The organism is Brevibacillus sp. LEMMJ03 (assembly GCF_007197875.1).
Lineage (GTDB): Bacteria > Bacillota > Bacilli > Brevibacillales > Brevibacillaceae > Brevibacillus > Brevibacillus thermoruber.
Genome location: NZ_VKJN01000003.1, coordinates 156,949 through 175,372, shown reverse-complemented (window position 1 = coordinate 175,372; position 18,424 = coordinate 156,949). Strand labels below are relative to the sequence as shown.

Annotated in this window: 15 protein-coding genes; 9 read left to right on the top strand and 6 right to left on the bottom strand. The window is 61.8% G+C overall.

Annotated elements, in window-relative coordinates; translation table 11 throughout:
* Window positions 1-29: 29 nt before the first annotated feature.
* Window positions 30-1,499, top strand: coding sequence for a sodium/proline symporter PutP (gene putP / locus FOI68_RS05520; RefSeq protein WP_143862569.1), 1,470 nt, complete (start codon window positions 30-32; stop codon window positions 1,497-1,499).
* Window positions 1,500-1,859: 360 nt separating this feature from the next.
* On the opposite strand, the gene pdxR is transcribed toward putP, so the two are convergent.
* A complete protein-coding gene (pdxR, locus tag FOI68_RS05515; RefSeq protein WP_143862568.1) occupies window positions 1,860-3,281 on the bottom strand; it encodes a MocR-like pyridoxine biosynthesis transcription factor PdxR in 1,422 nt (473 codons plus the stop codon).
* A 195-nt stretch (window positions 3,282-3,476) separates the two neighbouring features.
* Here pdxR and FOI68_RS05510 point away from each other — a divergent pair, with 195 nt between their 5' ends.
* On the top strand, window positions 3,477-4,064 hold the full coding sequence (locus tag FOI68_RS05510) for a GNAT family N-acetyltransferase (RefSeq protein ID WP_035299736.1): 588 nt from the start codon (window positions 3,477-3,479) through the stop codon (window positions 4,062-4,064).
* 113 nt (window positions 4,065-4,177) lie between these two features.
* Here the strand turns inward: FOI68_RS05510 and FOI68_RS05505 are convergent, their stop codons facing one another.
* Both FOI68_RS05505 and FOI68_RS05500 read right to left on the bottom strand, forming a co-directional pair.
* Window positions 4,178-6,145, bottom strand: coding sequence for a dynamin family protein (locus FOI68_RS05505; protein ID WP_143862567.1), 1,968 nt, complete (start codon window positions 6,143-6,145; stop codon window positions 4,178-4,180).
* Window positions 6,146-6,153: 8 nt separating this feature from the next.
* Window positions 6,154-7,803, bottom strand: a complete 1,650-nt coding sequence (locus FOI68_RS05500; protein ID WP_143862657.1) for a dynamin family protein — start codon at window positions 7,801-7,803, stop codon at window positions 6,154-6,156.
* 216 nt (window positions 7,804-8,019) lie between these two features.
* On the opposite strand from FOI68_RS05500, the gene FOI68_RS05495 reads away from it, so the two are divergent.
* From FOI68_RS05495 to FOI68_RS23300, 4 genes are read left to right on the top strand one after another with little or no spacing between them, the layout of a single operon-like run.
* Complete coding sequence (locus FOI68_RS05495; RefSeq protein ID WP_255433375.1) at window positions 8,020-9,591, top strand: spore germination protein; 1,572 nt, start codon at window positions 8,020-8,022, stop codon at window positions 9,589-9,591.
* Window positions 9,588-10,694 carry a GerAB/ArcD/ProY family transporter gene (locus FOI68_RS05490; RefSeq protein WP_143862566.1) on the top strand — a complete coding sequence of 369 codons (1,107 nt, stop codon included), beginning with the start codon at window positions 9,588-9,590 and terminating at the stop codon, window positions 10,692-10,694. The genes FOI68_RS05495 and FOI68_RS05490 overlap by 4 nt, the downstream gene beginning before the upstream one ends.
* Window positions 10,687-11,931, top strand: coding sequence for a Ger(x)C family spore germination protein (locus tag FOI68_RS05485; protein ID WP_185973878.1), 1,245 nt, complete (start codon window positions 10,687-10,689; stop codon window positions 11,929-11,931). Before FOI68_RS05490 ends, FOI68_RS05485 begins: the two co-directional genes overlap by 8 nt.
* A gap of 12 nt (window positions 11,932-11,943) precedes the next feature.
* A complete protein-coding gene (locus FOI68_RS23300) occupies window positions 11,944-12,093 on the top strand; it encodes a hypothetical protein (RefSeq protein WP_185973877.1) in 150 nt (49 codons plus the stop codon).
* Window positions 12,094-12,166: 73 nt separating this feature from the next.
* Here the strand turns inward: FOI68_RS23300 and FOI68_RS05480 are convergent, their stop codons facing one another.
* From FOI68_RS05480 to FOI68_RS05470, 3 genes are all read right to left on the bottom strand, one after another.
* Window positions 12,167-12,691, bottom strand: a complete 525-nt coding sequence (locus FOI68_RS05480; RefSeq protein ID WP_029098562.1) for a type 1 glutamine amidotransferase domain-containing protein — start codon at window positions 12,689-12,691, stop codon at window positions 12,167-12,169.
* 77 nt (window positions 12,692-12,768) lie between these two features.
* Window positions 12,769-15,222, bottom strand: coding sequence for a heavy metal translocating P-type ATPase (locus tag FOI68_RS05475; protein WP_143862565.1), 2,454 nt, complete (start codon window positions 15,220-15,222; stop codon window positions 12,769-12,771).
* A 173-nt stretch (window positions 15,223-15,395) separates the two neighbouring features.
* On the bottom strand, window positions 15,396-15,764 hold the full coding sequence (locus tag FOI68_RS05470; protein WP_029098561.1) for an ArsR/SmtB family transcription factor: 369 nt from the start codon (window positions 15,762-15,764) through the stop codon (window positions 15,396-15,398).
* 275 nt (window positions 15,765-16,039) lie between these two features.
* Here FOI68_RS05470 and FOI68_RS05465 point away from each other — a divergent pair, with 275 nt between their 5' ends.
* Genes FOI68_RS05465 through FOI68_RS05455 form a run of 3 tightly spaced genes read left to right on the top strand, consistent with a single transcriptional unit; the run spans window position 16,040 to window position 18,409 of the window.
* A complete protein-coding gene (locus FOI68_RS05465) occupies window positions 16,040-16,288 on the top strand; it encodes a FeoA family protein (protein WP_029098560.1) in 249 nt (82 codons plus the stop codon).
* Window positions 16,289-16,290: 2 nt separating this feature from the next.
* Window positions 16,291-17,022, top strand: coding sequence for a FeoB small GTPase domain-containing protein (locus FOI68_RS05460; RefSeq protein ID WP_143862564.1), 732 nt, complete (start codon window positions 16,291-16,293; stop codon window positions 17,020-17,022).
* A complete protein-coding gene (locus FOI68_RS05455; protein WP_143862563.1) occupies window positions 17,000-18,409 on the top strand; it encodes a nucleoside recognition domain-containing protein in 1,410 nt (469 codons plus the stop codon). The genes FOI68_RS05460 and FOI68_RS05455 overlap by 23 nt, the downstream gene beginning before the upstream one ends.
* The last annotated feature ends 15 nt before the right edge of the window (window positions 18,410-18,424 follow it).

The following is an 18,424-nucleotide window of genomic DNA, read 5'->3' as shown; positions in this document are numbered from 1 at the left end:
ATAAAATTGTAAAGGAGAATAAAACGCTCATGGATATGCAACTGGCTGCTTCCATCACCGCCTATATGGTCGGCATGCTGCTGATCGGGTACTACGCGTACAAGCGCACTTCCAATCTCTCTGACTACATGCTGGGCGGGCGGACGCTCGGGCCGGCCGTGACGGCGCTCAGCGCAGGTGCCTCCGACATGAGCGGCTGGCTCATGATGGGACTGCCCGGCGCGATGTTTGCCCAAGGGCTCAGCGCCTCGTGGATTGCCATCGGCCTGACGCTCGGGGCGTACGCCAACTGGTTGTACGTGGCGCCGCGTTTGCGCACCTATACGGAAGTAGCCGACAACTCCATCACCATTCCCGCGTTTCTGGAAAACCGCTTCGGCGACACCAGCCGCTTGCTGCGCCTGGTTTCCGGCCTTGTCATCATGATCTTCTTTACGTTCTACGTCTCCTCCGGGATGGTGTCCGGCGGCGTGCTGTTCGAAAACACGTTTGGCCTCGACTACCACACCGGGCTGTGGATCGTGGCCGGAGTCACCATCGCTTACACGCTGTTCGGCGGTTTTCTCGCCGTGAGCTGGACCGACTTTGTGCAGGGGCTGATCATGTTTATCGCGCTGGTAATGGTGCCGCTGGTCACCATCCTGACCGTCGGCGGAATCGGGCCGACCTTCACGGAAATCCGGGCCGTCGATCCCACCCTGCTTGACATTTTCAAAGGCACCAGCCTGTTGGGCATCATCTCGCTGTTTGCCTGGGGGCTCGGCTACTTCGGCCAGCCGCACATCATCGTCCGCTTCATGGCCATCTCCTCCGTCAAGGAGATGAAAAAGGCACGCCGCATCGGCATGGGCTGGATGATCTTCTCCGTCGCCGGCGCAATGCTGACCGGCCTGATCGGCATCGCCTTGTACTCCAAACAGGGCTGGTCGATTGCCGATCCGGAGACGATCTTTATCGAACTGGGCAAAATTCTGTTCCACCCGCTGATCACCGGCTTCCTCCTGGCAGCCATTATGGCGGCGATCATGAGCACGATTTCCTCCCAACTGCTCGTCACCTCCAGCTCGCTGACCGAAGACGTCTACAAGACGTTCTTCCGCCGCTCGGCCACGGACAAGGAGCTGGTCCTGATCGGCCGGCTGTCCGTCCTGCTGGTGTCGCTGATCGCCGTGGTGCTCGCCTACAGCAAGAACGACACGATCCTGAGTCTGGTTGGCTACGCCTGGGCCGGGTTTGGCGCATCGTTTGGCCCCGTGGTGCTGCTGAGCCTCTACTGGAAACGGATGAACAAATGGGGCGCCCTCGCCGGGATGGTCGCCGGCGCCGCCACCGTCATCATCTGGACCCAGTTCGACGTGCTCAAGAATTTCCTCTACGAAATGGTGCCGGGCTTTGCCGCCAGCCTGCTGGCCATCGTGATCGTCAGCCTGCTGACGCAAAAGCCGTCGCAGCAGCTGCAGGAGCAATTTGACCGATACGAGCGATTGAGCAAGCAGTAAGCATTTGTGCCGCTCTTCCTGCTCCACGCATACACCCTGGCGCCCAATCGCCAGCCTGCTTCCGCAGTCACAGGGCAGACCGCCAATGCATAGGCGTTGGCGGTCTGCCCTTTTCACGCATGAGGGATGCCCGAACCCCCGCAAAAATCACGCACGGTTCCGTTCTCGCGGGGCCCTCCTCACGACGCGTTCTGCTCTCATCAATCGACAAAACGCCCCCTATCACCGGCAATCAGATGTCCGGCCGTCGTTACCAGCGCCCCCCGCCAAGAGATTCGACGAGGGATTTTGTGCGCCAGCACGTCCCCTTTCAAGCGGGTGACCTTCGTCCCTCTGCACGACAGATCCAGACAGAAACGCTCAGCATCGCCCAAACCACGCGTCGGCCAGCAGGCGGATGCCCTCCGGAATGTCTTCTTCCCTCACGCCGCCAAAGCCAACGATGATGCGCGGCCGCTCCTGTCCGCTGCGCGGCTCCAGCCAGTTGCGGCCGACCGGGTAGACGCGCACCCCCGCCTCTGCGGCCGTACGGATCAGCTCTTCTTCGCTGCGGTCGGTATTCACTTCCAACAGGATGTGCAGTCCCACGGAATGGCCCAGCACGGTCACGCACGGCGGCATGTGGTCGGCGATCGCCTGCAGCAGGATCGCATGCTTTTTCTGGTAGATCGTCCGCATCTTGCGGACGTGCTTTTCCCAGTACCCTTTTTGCATAAAGAGCTGCATCGCCCGCTGCTCAAGGCGCGGAACGGGCGACGGATACGCCTGGAAGCCCTCCAGATAGCGGCGCAATAGGACCGGCGGCAGCACCGTGTAATCCATCCGCAGCGCGGGGGAAAAGGCCTTGGAGAAATTGCCGATGTACACTACCGTTCCCGCCTGGTCCATGCCCTGCAGGGAGGGCGTCGGTTTGACGTTGTAGCGGAACTCGCCGTCGTAGTCGTTTTCGATGATGATCCCCCCGCACGCCTTGGCCCACTGCAGCAGGCGGAGCCGTTTGGCCACCGGCATGACCATGCCGTGCGGGTACTGGTGGGCGGGCGTCACGTAGACGACGGTGGCGCCGCTCTGCTCCAGCGCGTCCACGGACAGGCCGTCCTCCTCCAGCGGCACCGGCACGACGCGAAAGCCGTGATGTTCAAACACGACGCGGGCATCGGCGTAGCCCGGTTCCTCCATCGCCACGACCCGGTGATCGTCCCGCAGCATCAGGCAGAGAAAACTGAGCGCCTGCTGCAGCCCCGTGCCGATGACGATCTGCTCCGGCTCGCACACCAGCGTCCGCGCCCGTCTGAGGTAGCGGGCCAGCTCCACCCGCAGCTCCCACTCCCCCTGGTCGTCCCCGTAAAAGGCAAAATCGGCGGCGTACCGGTCCATCGCCTCCGTCAGACAGGCACGCCACAGCGCATACGGGAAGTGACGGGTGTCCACCACCGAGCCGTGAAAGTTGTACCGGTAGGAGAGATGCTCTCCTTTCCGCTTTTTCCATTCGGTGGGCAGCGGAGGCCGCTCGTCCGTGCGGCTGTCCGCCCAGGCCTCGATGTCGGCGGCAAAATACCCGCTGCGCTCCCGGCTGACGATGTAGCCTTCCGCCAGAAGCTGCTGATAGGCCGCTTCCACCGTGATCTTGCCCACCCCGGCGGACCGGGCGAGCTGGCGGATCGACGGAAGCCGGCTTCCCGCCGGTATGCGTCCGGCGGCAATCTCCCGGCTGATGGCGTGATACAGCTGAACGTACAGCGGTTCATCGCTGTCGGCGTGCAAGATCGGCGTCAGGTCCATTGGTCTCCCCTCTCTGTCCTTGTCAAATCTTTGCAAACTGTCACTGTCTACAGGTGCAGATGACATGTAGACTAAGTGTAACAGAAAAGCTCGAACCGCGATACGTGCGTACAAAGCCGGCCGGCCGCCAGCGGGAGCTTTTCCTGTCACCTGCCATGATCACAACATTACGACGCATAACCGGGAGGAACACGCATGAACATCTGTCTCAAAGGGGAAAAAGTGGTACTGCGCGACATCCGTCCGGAGGATCTGGACACGCTCTACTATTGGCATTACGAGGCGGAGGACCGGGAGCATCTCAACTGGAACGGCCCCTACAAGCCGTTGGAGCCGATGACGCTGGAAGAGTACCGGCAGCTTCCCAAACACCGGGAGGCGCTGGCTCTCGCAGGCACGGACAAGCCCCGCACGGAGCTGATCATCGAAATCGACGGAGAGCTGAAAGGAAGTGTGGGGCGCTACTGGGTGTCGGAGGTGACCAACTGGTTTGAGATCGGCATCGTCATCTACGATTCGCGCTACTGGTCCAACGGTTACGGCAGCGAAGCGTTTCAGATGTGGATCGACTATCTGTTTACCCACATGGACACGGTCCGGCTGGGAATCGGCACCTGGTCCGGCAACGAGCGGATGATCCGGCTGGCCGCCCGCTGCGGCATGATCGAAGAAGCGCGGGTGCGCAAGGCGCGCATCGTGCGCGGCGAATACTACGACGCGATCAAGATGGGAATTCTGCGCGAAGAGTGGGAGGCGCGCCGGGCCGTCAAACAAGGGGGATGAGTCCCCCTTGCGTTCCTTGCGGCCAGTGGCGCCGGCAAACGCAGAAAAGCGGCCCCGTGACGGGGCCGCTTTGTTCGTTTTGCTGCGCCGGTTCTCGTCTCGCCCGGTGTCGCTCAAGCCAGTTCGGCAGCCACGCGCTGCAGCTTGCCGGCCAGTTCGTCCAGATCCAGATTCATGTCCAGCGCGGCAAACACGCCAGTAAAGTACGATTCCACCTGCTCCGCCGCACGGTTCCGCTCGTCCGCCGCCACGGCCGCAAACAGGGCGGAAAACTGCTCGCCCAACTGCTCGCTGCCGGCCGCGACGTAAGCGGCGACAGGTTCCTGCAGCAGCTTTTCCAGTTGGTCGCGCAGTTTTGCCTTGCCGTCCTGTTCAAAAAAGTCCTTCGTGTTTTTGAACAGGGAAAGCGCCGGCTGCAGGGCTGACGCTTCCACCGGAAGCTCTTCGGCAAACGGAAGCGTCTCCGTCTGGCGCGGCTGGTACGGAGCCAGCGTCAGCCCGGCGGCGTGCCGCTGCACGTCCCGCTGCCACTGCTCCACCAGGGAGGCCCCCAGTTTGTTGACGAACTTTTCCAGCCGCAGCGTCGTGGCCCTCATCTCCTGCGCCAGGTCGTAGCTGATCGACCGCAGCAGGTCGGCCAGACAGCCCTGCAGCGCCTGCTTCATGTTCCGCCCGTCTTCTTTCAGCACGGCCGGGTTGAACGCGGCGTTGAACAGCTCGTTGAACCGGAAGAAGAGGCGCTGTTTCACATAGTACAGCAGTTCCTCCCGCTCCTTGGCCAGATCCCGTTCCGCCGATGCGGTCGACAGCTCGGCCACCGCCGCCAGCGCCGCACGTTTCGCCTCTTCGGCGGCCTGGCGCCGCGCGAGCCGCTCGCTTTCGTCCGCCTGCGCCATCCGGATGAACTCGGCCAGCGTGTCGTGTGCCCGGCGGATTTCCCCCATCGCCGCATTGACGGCAATGGTCGTCAGCTCTTCCAGGGTAAAGCGGAGGAAATCCCGCTCAAACCCGGCCATGCCGGACAGTTGAAATGCCTGTTCCGCCGAAGGCAGCGGTTCGCCCTCCGCCGTGCCGGTGCGCTGGCGGTACACTTTTTCCGCCGAGGCGGTCAGCTTGCCCGCCTCGTGCATCCGGGCCAGCAGCGCCGTCTGGCTGGAGACGGGATAGATCCGCGGATGGCGGATGCCGCAGGCGAGCAGGTTTTTCTCCACGTGCGCCACCACGCCGTCCAGTTCTTCCCGGGAGGAGGCGAGGTCGGCGGCGTTGACGATGAAGAACATTTTGTCCATCTCGAAGGTGTCCTTCACGCGGCCCATCTGCAGCAAAAACTCCCGGTCCGCCTGGGAAAAGGCGTGGTTGTAGTAGGTGACGAACAGCACCGCGTCGGCGTTTTTCATGTACTCAAAGGCGACGCCGGTATGGCGGGCGTTGATCGAGTCCGCTCCGGGCGTATCGACCAGCACGATGCCCTGCTCGGTCAAGGGACACGCGTAAAAGAGCTCGATGTACTCGGCAAAGCAGGCTTTCTCCTCTTTGGCCACAAAGCCTTTGAACGCCTGCATGTCGACGATCAGCTCGCCCCCCAAATGGGGAGCCATGTCGCCCAGCCCCTTGGTCACCGCTTTCAAAAAGGTGAAATGCGGTTTGGCTGTCGGCGGAATGTGCGCCACGTCGATCTTGTCCAGTTCGGCCAAGGCCTGCTCCAGCCCGTCGGCCGACAGGCCAAAGACGGCCAGCGAGCGCAGCACGTCCTGCTCCACCGCTTCCCGGCTCTTCAGGACCACCCGCACCGTCCCGTGCGGATGGCGGTCGGTCGGCGGCATGATTTTGTTGATCGCCGCCGTCGTCGGATTGGGGGACACCGGCAGAACCAGATCCCCCATCAGCGCGTTGGCAAACGACGACTTGCCGGCGCTGAACGCCCCGAACAAGGCGACCGTAAAGCGGTTGGCGGTCAGCCGGTCGGCACGCTCCCGCATCGCCTCGGCCTGCGCCTGCATCCCCGGCACCGCCGCAATTTCATGGCTTGCCCGCCGCAAGCGCTCCGCCGCGGCGAACAGTTTCTCCCTCAGTTGGTTCATTGTCTCCGTTACGCTCCTTCACGCAAAATCGCTCGCAGCCGCTCTTTGGCCGTCCGCTCGCTCTCTGCCAGCGCGGCCAGCCCGGCGTGGATCTCCACCAGGTCGCGCAGTACGCCCAGCCGCGCTTGCAGCGCTTCGGCCTCCGCCTCCGCCTGCTGCCGCAGCCGCGCCGTCACCTGCTCGATGAACGCCAGTCCTGCGCGGTGGTACTCCGCCTTGATCGCGTTGGAAATGTCGGAACAGTAGTTCATCACGTATTCGCGCGTGCCCGCTCCGTCCTTCACAAGGGCGGCGAGGAACTCGGCCGTCACCTCGATCCGCGTGGCGTGCACGGCGGCGTGGTAGTCTTCGTCGCGGATGCCGTACGACTCCGGCAGCTTGCTCATCAGGTCCTTGAAGTGGAAGTCGAGATTGCCGGCCACCTTTTCGCGGACATCAGCCAAGAGGGCGTCCAGCCGCTTGGCCCGCTCCTCCTCCGTTTTTCTGGCGGCAAAGAACAGGCCCACCTTGAATCCCGGCTTGCGGCTTTCCAGATAGCGCTCCGCCGCTTCGTTGGTGCTGTAGTACGTCAGCCGCGCGTTGTCGAGCAGGGCGGTCAGCTCTTTTTCCATCTGCTTGCGCGCCTCCTCCGCCCGGCTGGCCAGCGCGGACTGTGCCGCTTCCGCCTCCCGGAGCGCCGCTTCCGCCTGGGCGGCGTCGCTCTTGTCCACGCCGTCCACCGCCAGTGCCTCCAGCCTATTTTCCAGCGCTTCGCGAGCCGCCGCGCTGCGCTGCGCGATCCCTTTCATGTGCTCTTCGATCAGGTGCTCCGCCGAGTGGACGACGCTCTCCCCGATCAGCCTCTCCCGCTCGCCGATCAGCGCCAGCAGCTTCTCCCGAAACGCCTCGTACTGGTTTTCCGGGTGGTCCGGCTCCGCCAGCGACGTGTAGAAAATGCCGTCCGGCCGGATGTTCCACGTGGCGAACGCCTCTTCCACGCTCTCCTTGTAGCTGTCGAAATCAAGCTCGAAGTCGATGTGCTTGTCGATCATGTTGACGACCAGGTAGACCGGTTTTCCGCGGTCTTTCAGCGCTTTGGTAAAATTGAAGTTTTCCTCCGCCTGCACGTGGTTGTAGTCCATCATGTAGACGACCACGTCCGCCAGGTGCAGCGCCGATTCGGTCGCGATCTTGTGGGCGGCGTCGGTGGAATCGATCCCCGGCGTATCCAGAAGACTGGAGCGCTCGTCCAGGAACGTCCCCGGATAGGAGACTTCCACCCATTCCACGGTGTCCCCGTCCACGGCAAACTGCTTCAGCTTTTCCATTTCGGTGTCAGGGTCAAAGATCAGAACGCCGCTGCTGCGCGTATAGACGCGGGCCGCCTTTTCCCCGCCGCGGATTTTGACCACGTTGGCGCTGGTGGGAATCGGGTTGGACGGCAGCAGATTGACGCCCAATAGCGTGTTGATCATTGTCGATTTGCCGGCGGAAAAGTGGCCGCAAAACGCGATGTTCAGCTCTGCCCGCCGCGTCTTCTCGGCAAGCTGCGCCATTTTCCCCGGCGTCGTGCCGTCTCCCGTCTCTTCCATCATCGATCCGATCCGTTCCAATGTATCTGCAAGGCGGGCAAAATCCGTATCCCGCTCCATTACCTGTGTGTCAGGCACCCCTACCATCCTCTCGTCTTTCTTCCTCTCCATTCTCCTATTCTACCATGCCGAATGTACCACACCTCCTCCGGTTGTTCAATTCTTTTGCGCGAAAGCGGACATGGAACTTCCATGCAGGGGCGGACAGGCACCGCCGAATCCGCCGGGTTCGCATAATTCCGCTCGTTTCTGGAAAAAATCGCACTAACAGGCTTGCGTTTCCATGACAGGAGGGACCTCCAGGTGTTTCGCAAATACATGAGGCCGACGAAAACGATGGCTTCGCAGTTGAAGCGACGCCCGCAGCAGACGCCCGCCCTGTCCACCCCGCTCTTCGCCCGTCTTGAGGAAAACCTGTCGGCCATCAAGCAGACGTTGGGCAACCCGCAGGATCTGATCGTCAGGCCATTCACGATCGACAATGCCTCGCAGGCGTGCGCCGTGGTCTGCATCGACGGACTGGTGGACTCTGATCTCATCAATGACAAGGTCGTCAAGCACATCCAGTTGATGCTGCCGGCATCGGGAAAGACGCTCCCTCCCCCGGGGGAGGAGATGCTGACGTTCCTCTTGAACGAAGTGCTGTCCACCATCGAGGTAAAACTGGAAACGACGTTTGAAGCCATGTATGACCGGGTTCTCGCGGGAGACACCGCCCTGTTTGTCGACGGCGCGTCCCAAACCATCCTGATCGACAGCCGGGGCTGGGAGACCCGCAGCATCGACGAGCCGGTGTCGGAAGGACTGGTGCGGGGACCGCGGGAAGGGTTTACCGAGAACATCCGCGACAATACGATGCTCGTCCGGCGGCGGGTCAGGGACTGCCAGCTCCGCTTTGACACCATGAACGTGGGACGGCGCAGCAAGACCGATTTGATCATCGCCTACATGCAGGACATCGCCCATCCCGCGATCGTGCAGGAGGTGAAGCGGAGACTGGCCACCATCGACGTCGATGAAGTGGAAGAATCGGGCTTTATCGAGCAGTGGATCGAAGACGACTTTCTTTCGCCGTTTCCGCAGTGCCAGGTGACGGAGCGGCCGGACAAGGTGGCCTCCGCCCTGTTTCAGGGCAGGGTGGCCATTTTGCTGGACGGCACCCCGATGGGCCTGATCGTGCCGGTTACCCTAAGCGTGATGCTTCATTCGCCGGAAGACTTTTACGAGCGCTGGATCGTCGGAACGCTGGCCCGGATGCTTCGCTACATCGCCGCGTTTCTGGCGGTCTTTTCTCCGGCGTTGTACGTCGCGCTCGTCACCTATCATCCCGGACTGATTCCGTCCGATCTGGCCTTTTCCATCGCGGCGACGAGAGAAGGCGTTCCGTTTCCGGCGTTTGTCGAAGCGCTGCTGATGGTGGCGACGATGGAGCTGCTCCAGGAGGCGGGTCTGCGCCTGCCCAAACCGATCGGTCAGACGGTAGGGATCGTCGGCGGGTTGGTGATCGGCGAATCTGCCGTATCAGCCGGCCTCGTCAGCCCGGTCATGGTCATCGTCGTCGCCCTGACGGCGATCGCCTCGTTTGCCATCCCTGCGTACAACCTGGCGCTGACGTTTCGCATGATCCGCTTCGGCGTGATGTTCGCCGCCGCTGTCTTTGGCCTTTACGGGGTGGTGCTCACGTTTATCGCCATCTTTATTCACCTGGCCAATCTGACGAGCCTGGGTGTTCCGTACCTGACGCCGTTTGCGCCCCAACTGCTGCACGACTGGAAGGACCTGGTCCTGCGCGCTCCCGTGACGTTTATGCGAAAACGGCCGGAGACCGCGCAGCCAACGGACGACACTCGCATGAAGACAGGGGATGCGCCATGAACAACGTTTCCTATGCGGATCATAAAATCGGCAGCAGGGAGATGGTGATCATCATCGCCAACGCCGTGATCGGTGTAGGCATCCTCACCTTTCCCCGCTCGATTGCAGATGAGACCGACGCGTTTGACGGATGGATTTCCGTCCTCATCGCCGGCGCCGCCGCCTGTCTCATCGGCTGGCTGTTGGGCAGGCTGGCCAGCCGGTTTCCCAACCACACCTTTTTCGAGTACGTGGCGCTGATCGCCGGACGGCCGTTCGCGTATCTGCTCACCCTGCTTTTCGGCGTGTACAGCACATTGCTGGCCTCCTTTGAAATCCGGGCGGTCGGCAATATCGCCAAGCAGTATCTGTTCACGACCACGCCGGTGGAGATGATCACGCTGGCCTTTTTGCTGATCGTCCAGTACGCCGCGGCAGGATCGCGCATTGCGCTTTTGCGCCTCAACCTGCTGTTTCTGCCGATCGTGCTGCTGGTCATTTTCATGGTCCAGGTGTACACGCTGCGCTTTTTGGAATGGGAAAACGTCCGGCCGTTCTTCTCTTCCGACTGGATGAGCCTGCTCAAAGGCGCGAAAGGAGTGGGCCTGTCCTTGTCCGGCTCGGAAATCGTGCTCTTTTACACGGTCCTGATGAGACGTCCGCAGGATGCCCCCAAATCGGTCATCGCGGGGCTGGCGATTCCCATCCTGCTGTACATGACGATTTACATGCTGGTCATCGGCGTCTTTTCACCGGCGGTTGCCAAAGACCTGACCTATCCCACCATCGAGCTGGCCAAAGGCGTTGAGGTGCCGGGTGGGTTTATCGAGCGGGTCGAATCCCTCTTTTTCACCATCTGGATCATGACCATCTTTAACACCTGCACCATCTGGTTTGATCTGGCCCTTTCCACGCTGCGGTCCATGTTTACCCGGCTTTCGAAATTTGCGTGGCTCCTGATTCTCTCGCCGATCGTCTACCTGATTGCGATGACGCCGCAAAACCTGATCCAGTTTTTTGCCTTTGGCGACCGGCTCAGCTACTTCGGAGCGGTGATCGCCTATGTCATCCCGGTCCTGCTGCTCGCCATCGCCAAACTGCGGGGGGTGAAGGACAGTGGCTGACCGCCGCTTCGTTCGCGCCGCTCTGATCGGGCTGTGCGCCTTCCTGACAGCCGGCTGCTGGGACCAGGTGCAGATCGAGGAACGCGGTTTTGTCATCGGCGTGGCCATCGACTTCCCCCGATCCACGGCGGCGGAGGAAAAGGCGGACAGGGAAGCGCCCGACAAGCCGGAAGGACGGCGCCGGTTTTTGGTCACCCACCAGTTCGTGGTACCCGGCGGGCTGGTTTCCGGCGCGCAGGAAAGAGGCATCCAGAACAGCGCCAACCAGGCGTTTTTGAACCTCGCGTCGGAGGGGGATTCCCTGCTGGAGATCTCCAGTGAGCTGGCGACCCGGAGCAGCCGGATTCCGTTTTACCAGCACCTGAAAGTGGTGATCATCTCCGAAGCGGTGGCCAGGTCCAATTACGCCTTTGCCGACGCGCTCGACTTTTTCCTGCGCGATCCGGAACTGCGCCGGAGCAGCAAGGTGATGATCGCCAAGGGGGACGCCCGGCCTGTCCTGGAAATTTCCCCCCGCAACGAGAAACTGCCGGCCATGTACATCAACTCCGTGGCCGAAAACATCCGCAAAACCGCGCGGATGGTGCCGGAAGTACGGCTCGGCGAAGTCCACGAGAATCTGGTGAACGAGCTCAGCTTTGCGCTCCCCCGCATTACGTCGAACGAAAATGAAGTGAAAGTGGCCGGTGCGGCCGTGTTCCATGGACAATCCAACCGCTTGGTCGGTTTTTTGGGCGAAGAAGAAACGGAAGGCTTGAATTTCCTCACCGACCGCGTGAAGGGGGGCATGCTGAAAACAGCGGTCGGCCGCGACCTGGTGACGTTTAACGTCCAGACGGCCAGTCGGGACATCTGGGCGGATATCCGTCACAAGGAGCGGATGCGATTCGTCTACACCATCACGTGCGAAGGCGTGATCGACGAGTCGTTCAAGCGGTTGAATTACCTGAACGAGAACGCGACAAAAACGCTGCAGGACAACGTGGCCAAAGAAATCGAGCGGCTGGCCCGCGACACGATCAGGAAGGTGCACAAACAGATGAAAACGGACGTTCTCGGGTTGGGCAGCCACTTGAAACAGAAGCATCCCCACCTGTGGAAGCAGATCAAATACGACTGGGACCACGGCAGAAATTACTTTGCGTCGAGCGACATCGACGTCAAGGCAAACGTGTTCATTCGCAACGTGGGCGAAGTAAACATGACTGAAACCCGCGACAGGCTCGAGGTACGTTAGGACGGTGTCGCCATGTGGCAGAAGCTTTTCGGAATGCTCCCCCCGTTCATGACATTCACCGGGGCGGTCCTGTCCGTACTGATTCCGTGGACCGTCCGCAGCATGTTTCGCAAGCTGCGCGCATACGGCGATCCGCCGTGGAAAAACGAAAAGCGGGAATGACCGCAAAAAAATAGACCATCCTCTGCAGCATCTGCAGCAGAGGACAGTCTCTGACGCCACTCTCTCCTCGGTGTCAGCGATTGGCCAACAGATCGGCAAACGCCTTGGCATAGGCGGGCAGATCGGGCGGACGGCGGGAACCGACGATGTGCCCGTCCACGACCACCTCTTCATCCACCCAGATCGCGCCGGCGTTCTCCAGGTCGTCCTTGATGCCGGGCGTGGACGTGGTGGTGACGCCCTGCAAGATTTTCGCCGACGCCAGCACCCAGCCCGCGTGGCAGATGTGGCCGATCGGCTTTTTCGCCTCGTGCATCGCCCGGACAAAGGAGAGCACTTCCGGATAGCGGCGCAGCTTGTCGGGGGCCCAGCCTCCCGGCACCAGTACGCCGTCGTACTCGGCCGGATTCAGCTCGGACAGGGATTTGTCCGTCTGGCAGGGCACGCCGTATTTGCCCAGGTACGTCTGGTTCGCCTGCGGGCCGGCCAGGTGCACCACGGCCCCTTCCTCCCGCAAGCGCATCACCGGGTACCACAGTTCCAAATCCTCGAATTCCTGTTCCACAAAACACACGACCCGTTTTCCTCTCAGTCGCACGGCGATCAGCCTCCTTTTGCTCGTCTCCCCTTCATTCTACCAAGTTCGCGCGGAAAAAGGCAGCAGCGGGCTGCCGCCTAGCCCGCCGCCTGCCCGGCGCGGACCGGGAGCGGACGGGAGCGGTCGGCGGACCGCAGCAGCCGCATGCCGTTGGCGATCACGATCAGGGAGCTTCCCGTGTCGGCCAGCACGGCCATCCACAGCGTGGACCAGCCGAACACGATCATCAGCAGGAAGACCGCCTTCACCAGCAGCGAAAACGCGATGTTCTGCTTGATAATGCGCAGCGTCCGCCGGCTGAGGCTGACGGCGTAGGGCAGTTTGGACAGATCGTCCGCCATCAGGGTGATGTCGGCCGTTTCCAGCGCCGTATCCGATCCGGCACCGCCCATGGCGATGCCCACGGTCGCCGCAGCCAGCGCCGGCGCGTCATTGACGCCGTCTCCCACCATGGCCACGCCGGCGCCAGCAGACTGCCACTCCCGGATGAGGGTGAGCTTGTCTTCCGGGAGCAGTTCGGCATGGCAGTCGATGCCCCCCAACTCGCTGGAGACGGCGCGGGCCGTGCCCCGGTGATCCCCGGTCAGCATGACCACCCGCTCGATCCCCAGGGAGCGCAGTTCCCGAATCGCCGTCCTGCTGGACGGACGGACCGCGTCGGCCAGCGTGATCAGCGCCACCACCTGCTGTTCCGTGCCCAGCACCATCAAGGTGTGGCCGGTCTCGCGAAGCTGCTCGATCCGCTGCTCGACGCGCTCCAGCGAGAGCCCCACGTCGCCGGAGATCCACCGCGGGTTTCCGAGCACGTACGTGATACCGTCCACCCGGGCTTTCACCCCGCCGCCGGGGACGGAGACAAACTGATCGCTTTCGGGGATGGCCACGCCCTCCTGCTTCGCCTTGCGGACGATGGCTGCCGCCAAGGGGTGTTCCGACCGGGCTTCCACGGCGGCGGCGATGGCGAGAACCTCCGCCTCCGTCAGAGCGGACACGGGAATGATCCCGGTCACTTCGGGATGCCCCTGGGTGAGCGTCCCCGTCTTGTCAAAGGCCATCACCGAAACGGCACCGAGCCGTTCCAGATGGACGCCCCCTTTGATCAAAATCCCGCTGCGGGCGGCATTGCCGATGGCGGAGACGATGGAGACGGGGGTGGAAATGACCAGCGCGCAGGGGCACGAGACGACAAGCATCATCAGCGCGCGGTAAAACCAGTCCGCAAACGGCTGCTGGAACAGAAGCGGCGGAACGACGGCAATCGCGACCGCCACGGCGATCACCGCCGGCGTGTAATAGTTGGCGAAGGCGTCGACAAAGCGCTGCGACGGCGCTTTTTGCGCCTGCGCTTCTTCCACGAGATGAACGATCCGGGACAAGGTGTTGTCCTCGGCCCGTCTGGTCACCCTGACCGTCAGCGCCCCCTGCTGGTTGATCGTGCCGGCGAACACCTCGTCTCCGGCCCCCTTTTCCACCGGAACGGACTCGCCGGTGATGGGCGCCTGGTTGACGGACGACCGCCCGTCGGTCACGACGCCGTCCATCGCGATCTTTTCCCCCGGTTTGACCAGAATCGTATCGCCGACGCGGATCTGTTCCACCGGAAGCGTCATCTCCCGACCGTCGCGCAGGACGAGCGCTTCAGCCGGCGCCAGTTCCATCAGGCTGCGCAGCGATCGTCTCGTCCGGTCCATGGTATAGGCTTCCAGCGTTTCCCCCAGCGAAAACAGGCAGACCACCGCCGCTCCCTCCGCCCACTCGCCGATCGCCACCGCCCCGATGACGGCGATCGTCATCAGGAAGTCGATGCCGACCGTGCGCGACTTGAGGCCGTACAGGCCGCTTTTGGCGATGCGAACGCCGCCGGCCAGGATGGACAGCGCGTAGAGCAGCGTGATGAGCGGCTCCGGTGCCGCCGGCGCGAATCCCAGGCTCCAGGCGGCGAGAAACAAGAGGGAGGCGGTCACGGTCGACCAGGCTTTTTTGTTCTGCCGCCAAAAGCCCCGCTCCTCCTCCCGCCTGTTCGCTTCCTGCTCCCGGACGGCTTCGTAGCCCGCCTGGCGGACGGTGTCGATCACGCGGTCAACCGCCGTCCCGTCGTGCTCGACGGTCATGATCGCCGCACCGAAATTGACCTGGACGCGATGCACGGCGGGCAGGGCTCCCACCTTTTTCTCCAGCTTTTGCGCGCAATCGGCGCAGTCCATCCCGCGGATGCGGAAGCGAGCCGTGGCCGTCCCCCGCTGCTGCGGGACGACGTCGTAGCCCAGTTTCCGGATCGTGCCGACAATCTCCTCATGCGTCGTCCGATGCGGATCGTAGCTGACGCTTGCCTTGGCGACGGCGGCGTTCACTTCCGCCCGCGCCATCCCGGGCAGCCGGGCCAGGCTTTTCTCCAGACTTGCCGCGCAGTCGGCACAGTGCAGACCGGTCAGGGACAGCGTTTCGCTGACGGTCTCAACGGCTGTACCGTTCCCGCAGCATCCCGTTTCCGCGTGGGAGGCCGCTTTGCAGCACTCGTCCGTTTTGGCCATTCGTTCCACCCCACTCAAACATATGATTAATTGTTCATGTATTTCATCCTCAAGATCATCATATTTTTTCCGGCTGCAAAACGTCAACACCATTTTCCCCGGGAGGCCAGCCGCGCATGCAGGCCGCAGCGCAAACAAAAAACCCGCCTGCCAAGCAAGCGGGCCTCGGACGATCAGCCGTGTTTCATGTGCTGAAGCGTCTGCACGAATATCTGTTCAATATGATCGTCGTCCAGCGAGTAGAAGACGGTTTTTCCCGCCTTTCGCCGTTTGACGATGCGCAGATTTCGCAGATAACGGAGCTGGTGCGACACCGCCGACTGCCCCATGTCCAGGGCCGTGGAGATGTCGTGGACGCACAGCTCCCTGTGCAGCAGGGCGTAAATGATCTTGACCCGGGTAGGATCGCTCAGCGCGCGAAACAGATCGGCGAGCGCCCCGGCCGTGTCGTCGTCCATCATGGCTTCCTTTATTTCAGCGGCCGTCGGTTCCGACCCCTGACACGTCTCGTCACAGGCATCCTGCATCTCGTTTGATACCATCCAGTCACCACCCCAAAAGAGAACCGTTACGATTTCCATTATAGCAGACAAATGAGCCAAAGTCGTGCCGAATGCCTGCCGCTCTCCATCGGCAGCCAGGAGTGTTGCCCAAAGGACGAAATGTTGCACCGGAGAAACTTTTTGTTTCTAAGAAAAAATAATTGTACTATACTAACAGTAAGAACCTGATCCAACATTGGCACATATTTTGTAAGCAAAAATTTGCCCTCGGCAAACATTTTGTCCCATGCGAAAAGCACAGGGGGTGGCATCACATGGCTTCGACCACAATCCCGCTTTCCGAGGCAAAAACCGGAATGCGGCTTGTTTTAACCGGAATCAACGTGCAGGGGGTCCTGCGGCGAAGACTGCTCGACCTCGGATTCGTCCCGGGAAACGTCATCGAGGTCCTGCAGAAAAGTCCGCTCGGCGATCCGGTCGCGTTTCGCGTGAACAATACGACGATCGCCCTGCGCAGGGAAGAGAGTTCGCAGATATTCGGAAACATCTTGGGAGGTGAATGAACATGCGCATGTACACAATCGCCCTGGCCGGCAACCCCAACACCGGAAAGAGCACGCTGTTCAACACGCTGACCGGCCTCCGCCAGCACACCGGAAACTGGGCGGGAAAAACGGTGCTGACGGCCGCCGGCGAGTTTGTCCACCACGACGTCACCTACCGGGTGATCGACCTGCCCGGCACCTACTCGCTGTATTCCAACTCCGCCGACGAGGAAGTGGCGCGCGATTACATCATTTTTGAACAGCCCGACGTGACCGTCGTCGTCGTGGACGCCACGTCGCTGGAGCGCAACCTGAACCTGGCGCTGCAGGTGCTGGAGATGACCAACCGCGTCGTCCTCTGCGTCAACCTGATGGATGAGGCGAAGCGGTTGGGCGTTCATGTCGACGTAACCAGGATCAGACAAAAGCTGGGCGTGCCGACGGTCGCCATCTCGGCCCGCAACCGGACGGGGATCGACGAGCTTTTGGAACAGGTGGAAAAAGTGGCGTCCGGCAAAATCATCCCGCAGCCCGTGACGATTTCCTACAGCGCGGAAATCGAGCGGAAAATCAAGGAGCTGGAACCGCATATCCTGCGCCTGTTGGGCACGCGTTTTCCGCCCAGATGGATTGCGCTCCGGCTGCTGGACGGCGACGAGAAGCTGCTCGCCTCCCTCAAGGCGCACCTCGACACCGTCGCAGCACCCGGCTTGAAGGAGGTTGTCCCCCATGAACAGATCTCTTGCCACTGAGAGGCCGGACTCGCTCGATTCGCTGTTTGCCCTGGCCCAGAGCATGGCCGGCGGAGACGCGATCCGCGACGGAATCGTCCGCGACATCTACCAGACGTCCCGGAACATCTGCCGGGAGGCCGTCCGCTACGAAGACCCCAAGAAGCTGGAAAGCACGTATCGGCTGGATAAAATCGTCACCTCGCCCATCTGGGGCTTCCCGATCATGCTGGCGATTCTCGGCGTCGTGTTCTGGATCACCATCGCCGGCGCCAACGTCCCGTCCGGGATGCTGGCCGACATGTTCGGCGTTATCGAAGGGTATCTGACGGCCGCGTTTCAGGCCGTTCACGCGCCTGACTGGCTGCACGGCCTGCTCGTGCTCGGGCTGTTCCGCGGGACGGCCTGGGTCGTCAGCGTCATGCTGCCGCCGATGGCGATCTTCTTCCCGATCTTTGCGCTGCTGGAAAACTTCGGCTATCTGCCGCGGGTCGCGTTCAACATGGACCGGTTGTTTAAAAAGGCGGGCGGGCACGGCAAGCAGGCGTTGACCATGTCGATGGGCTTCGGCTGCAACGCGGCGGCGATCATCTCCACCCGGATCATTGAATCGCCGCGGGAGCGGATGATTGCGATCCTGACCAACAACTTCGTCCCCTGTAACGGACGCTGGCCGACGCTGATCCTGCTGGCCTCGCTGTTCGTGGCCGCCGGTGTCGCCAGCCAGTACCACACGCTCGTCACGGCGCTCATCGTCATGGGCATGGTGCTGATCGGCATCGTCGTCACGCTGTCCGTCTCCTGGATTCTGTCCAAAACGGCGCTGCGCGGCGTCCCCACCCACTACACGCTGGAGCTGCCGCCGTACCGGAAGCCGCAGATGCTCAAAACCGTGCTGCTCGCTTCCAAGGACAAATCCCTGAGCGTGTTGACCCGGGCAGTCGTCGTCGCCGCTCCGGCCGGCGTGATTACCTGGATCTTGGGCAACGTGACCGTGGGCGGCAACAGCATTTTGAATCATCTGGCTTCCTTTTTCCAGCCGTTCGCCCACGCGCTCGGACTTGACGGGTACATCCTCATGGCCTTTCTGCTCGGGCTGCCGGCAAATGAAATCGTCCTGCCGATTCTCCTGATGGGGTATCTGTCCTCCGGCGCGATGGTGGACACGGACGGCATGGACAATATCAAGGACATCTTTTTGGCGCACGGCTGGACGTGGCTGACCGCGCTGAACATGATGCTGTTCTCGCTCCTGCACTATCCCTGCGGCACGACCCTGATCAACATTTACAAAGAGACCAAAAGCGTCAAATGGACCGTGCTGTCCGCCCTGATCCCGCTGTCCATCGCGGTTGCCGTGACGTTTGTCATCGCGCAGACAGCGCGGGCATTGGGCTGGGTGGCTTGATTACAGACAGACCGC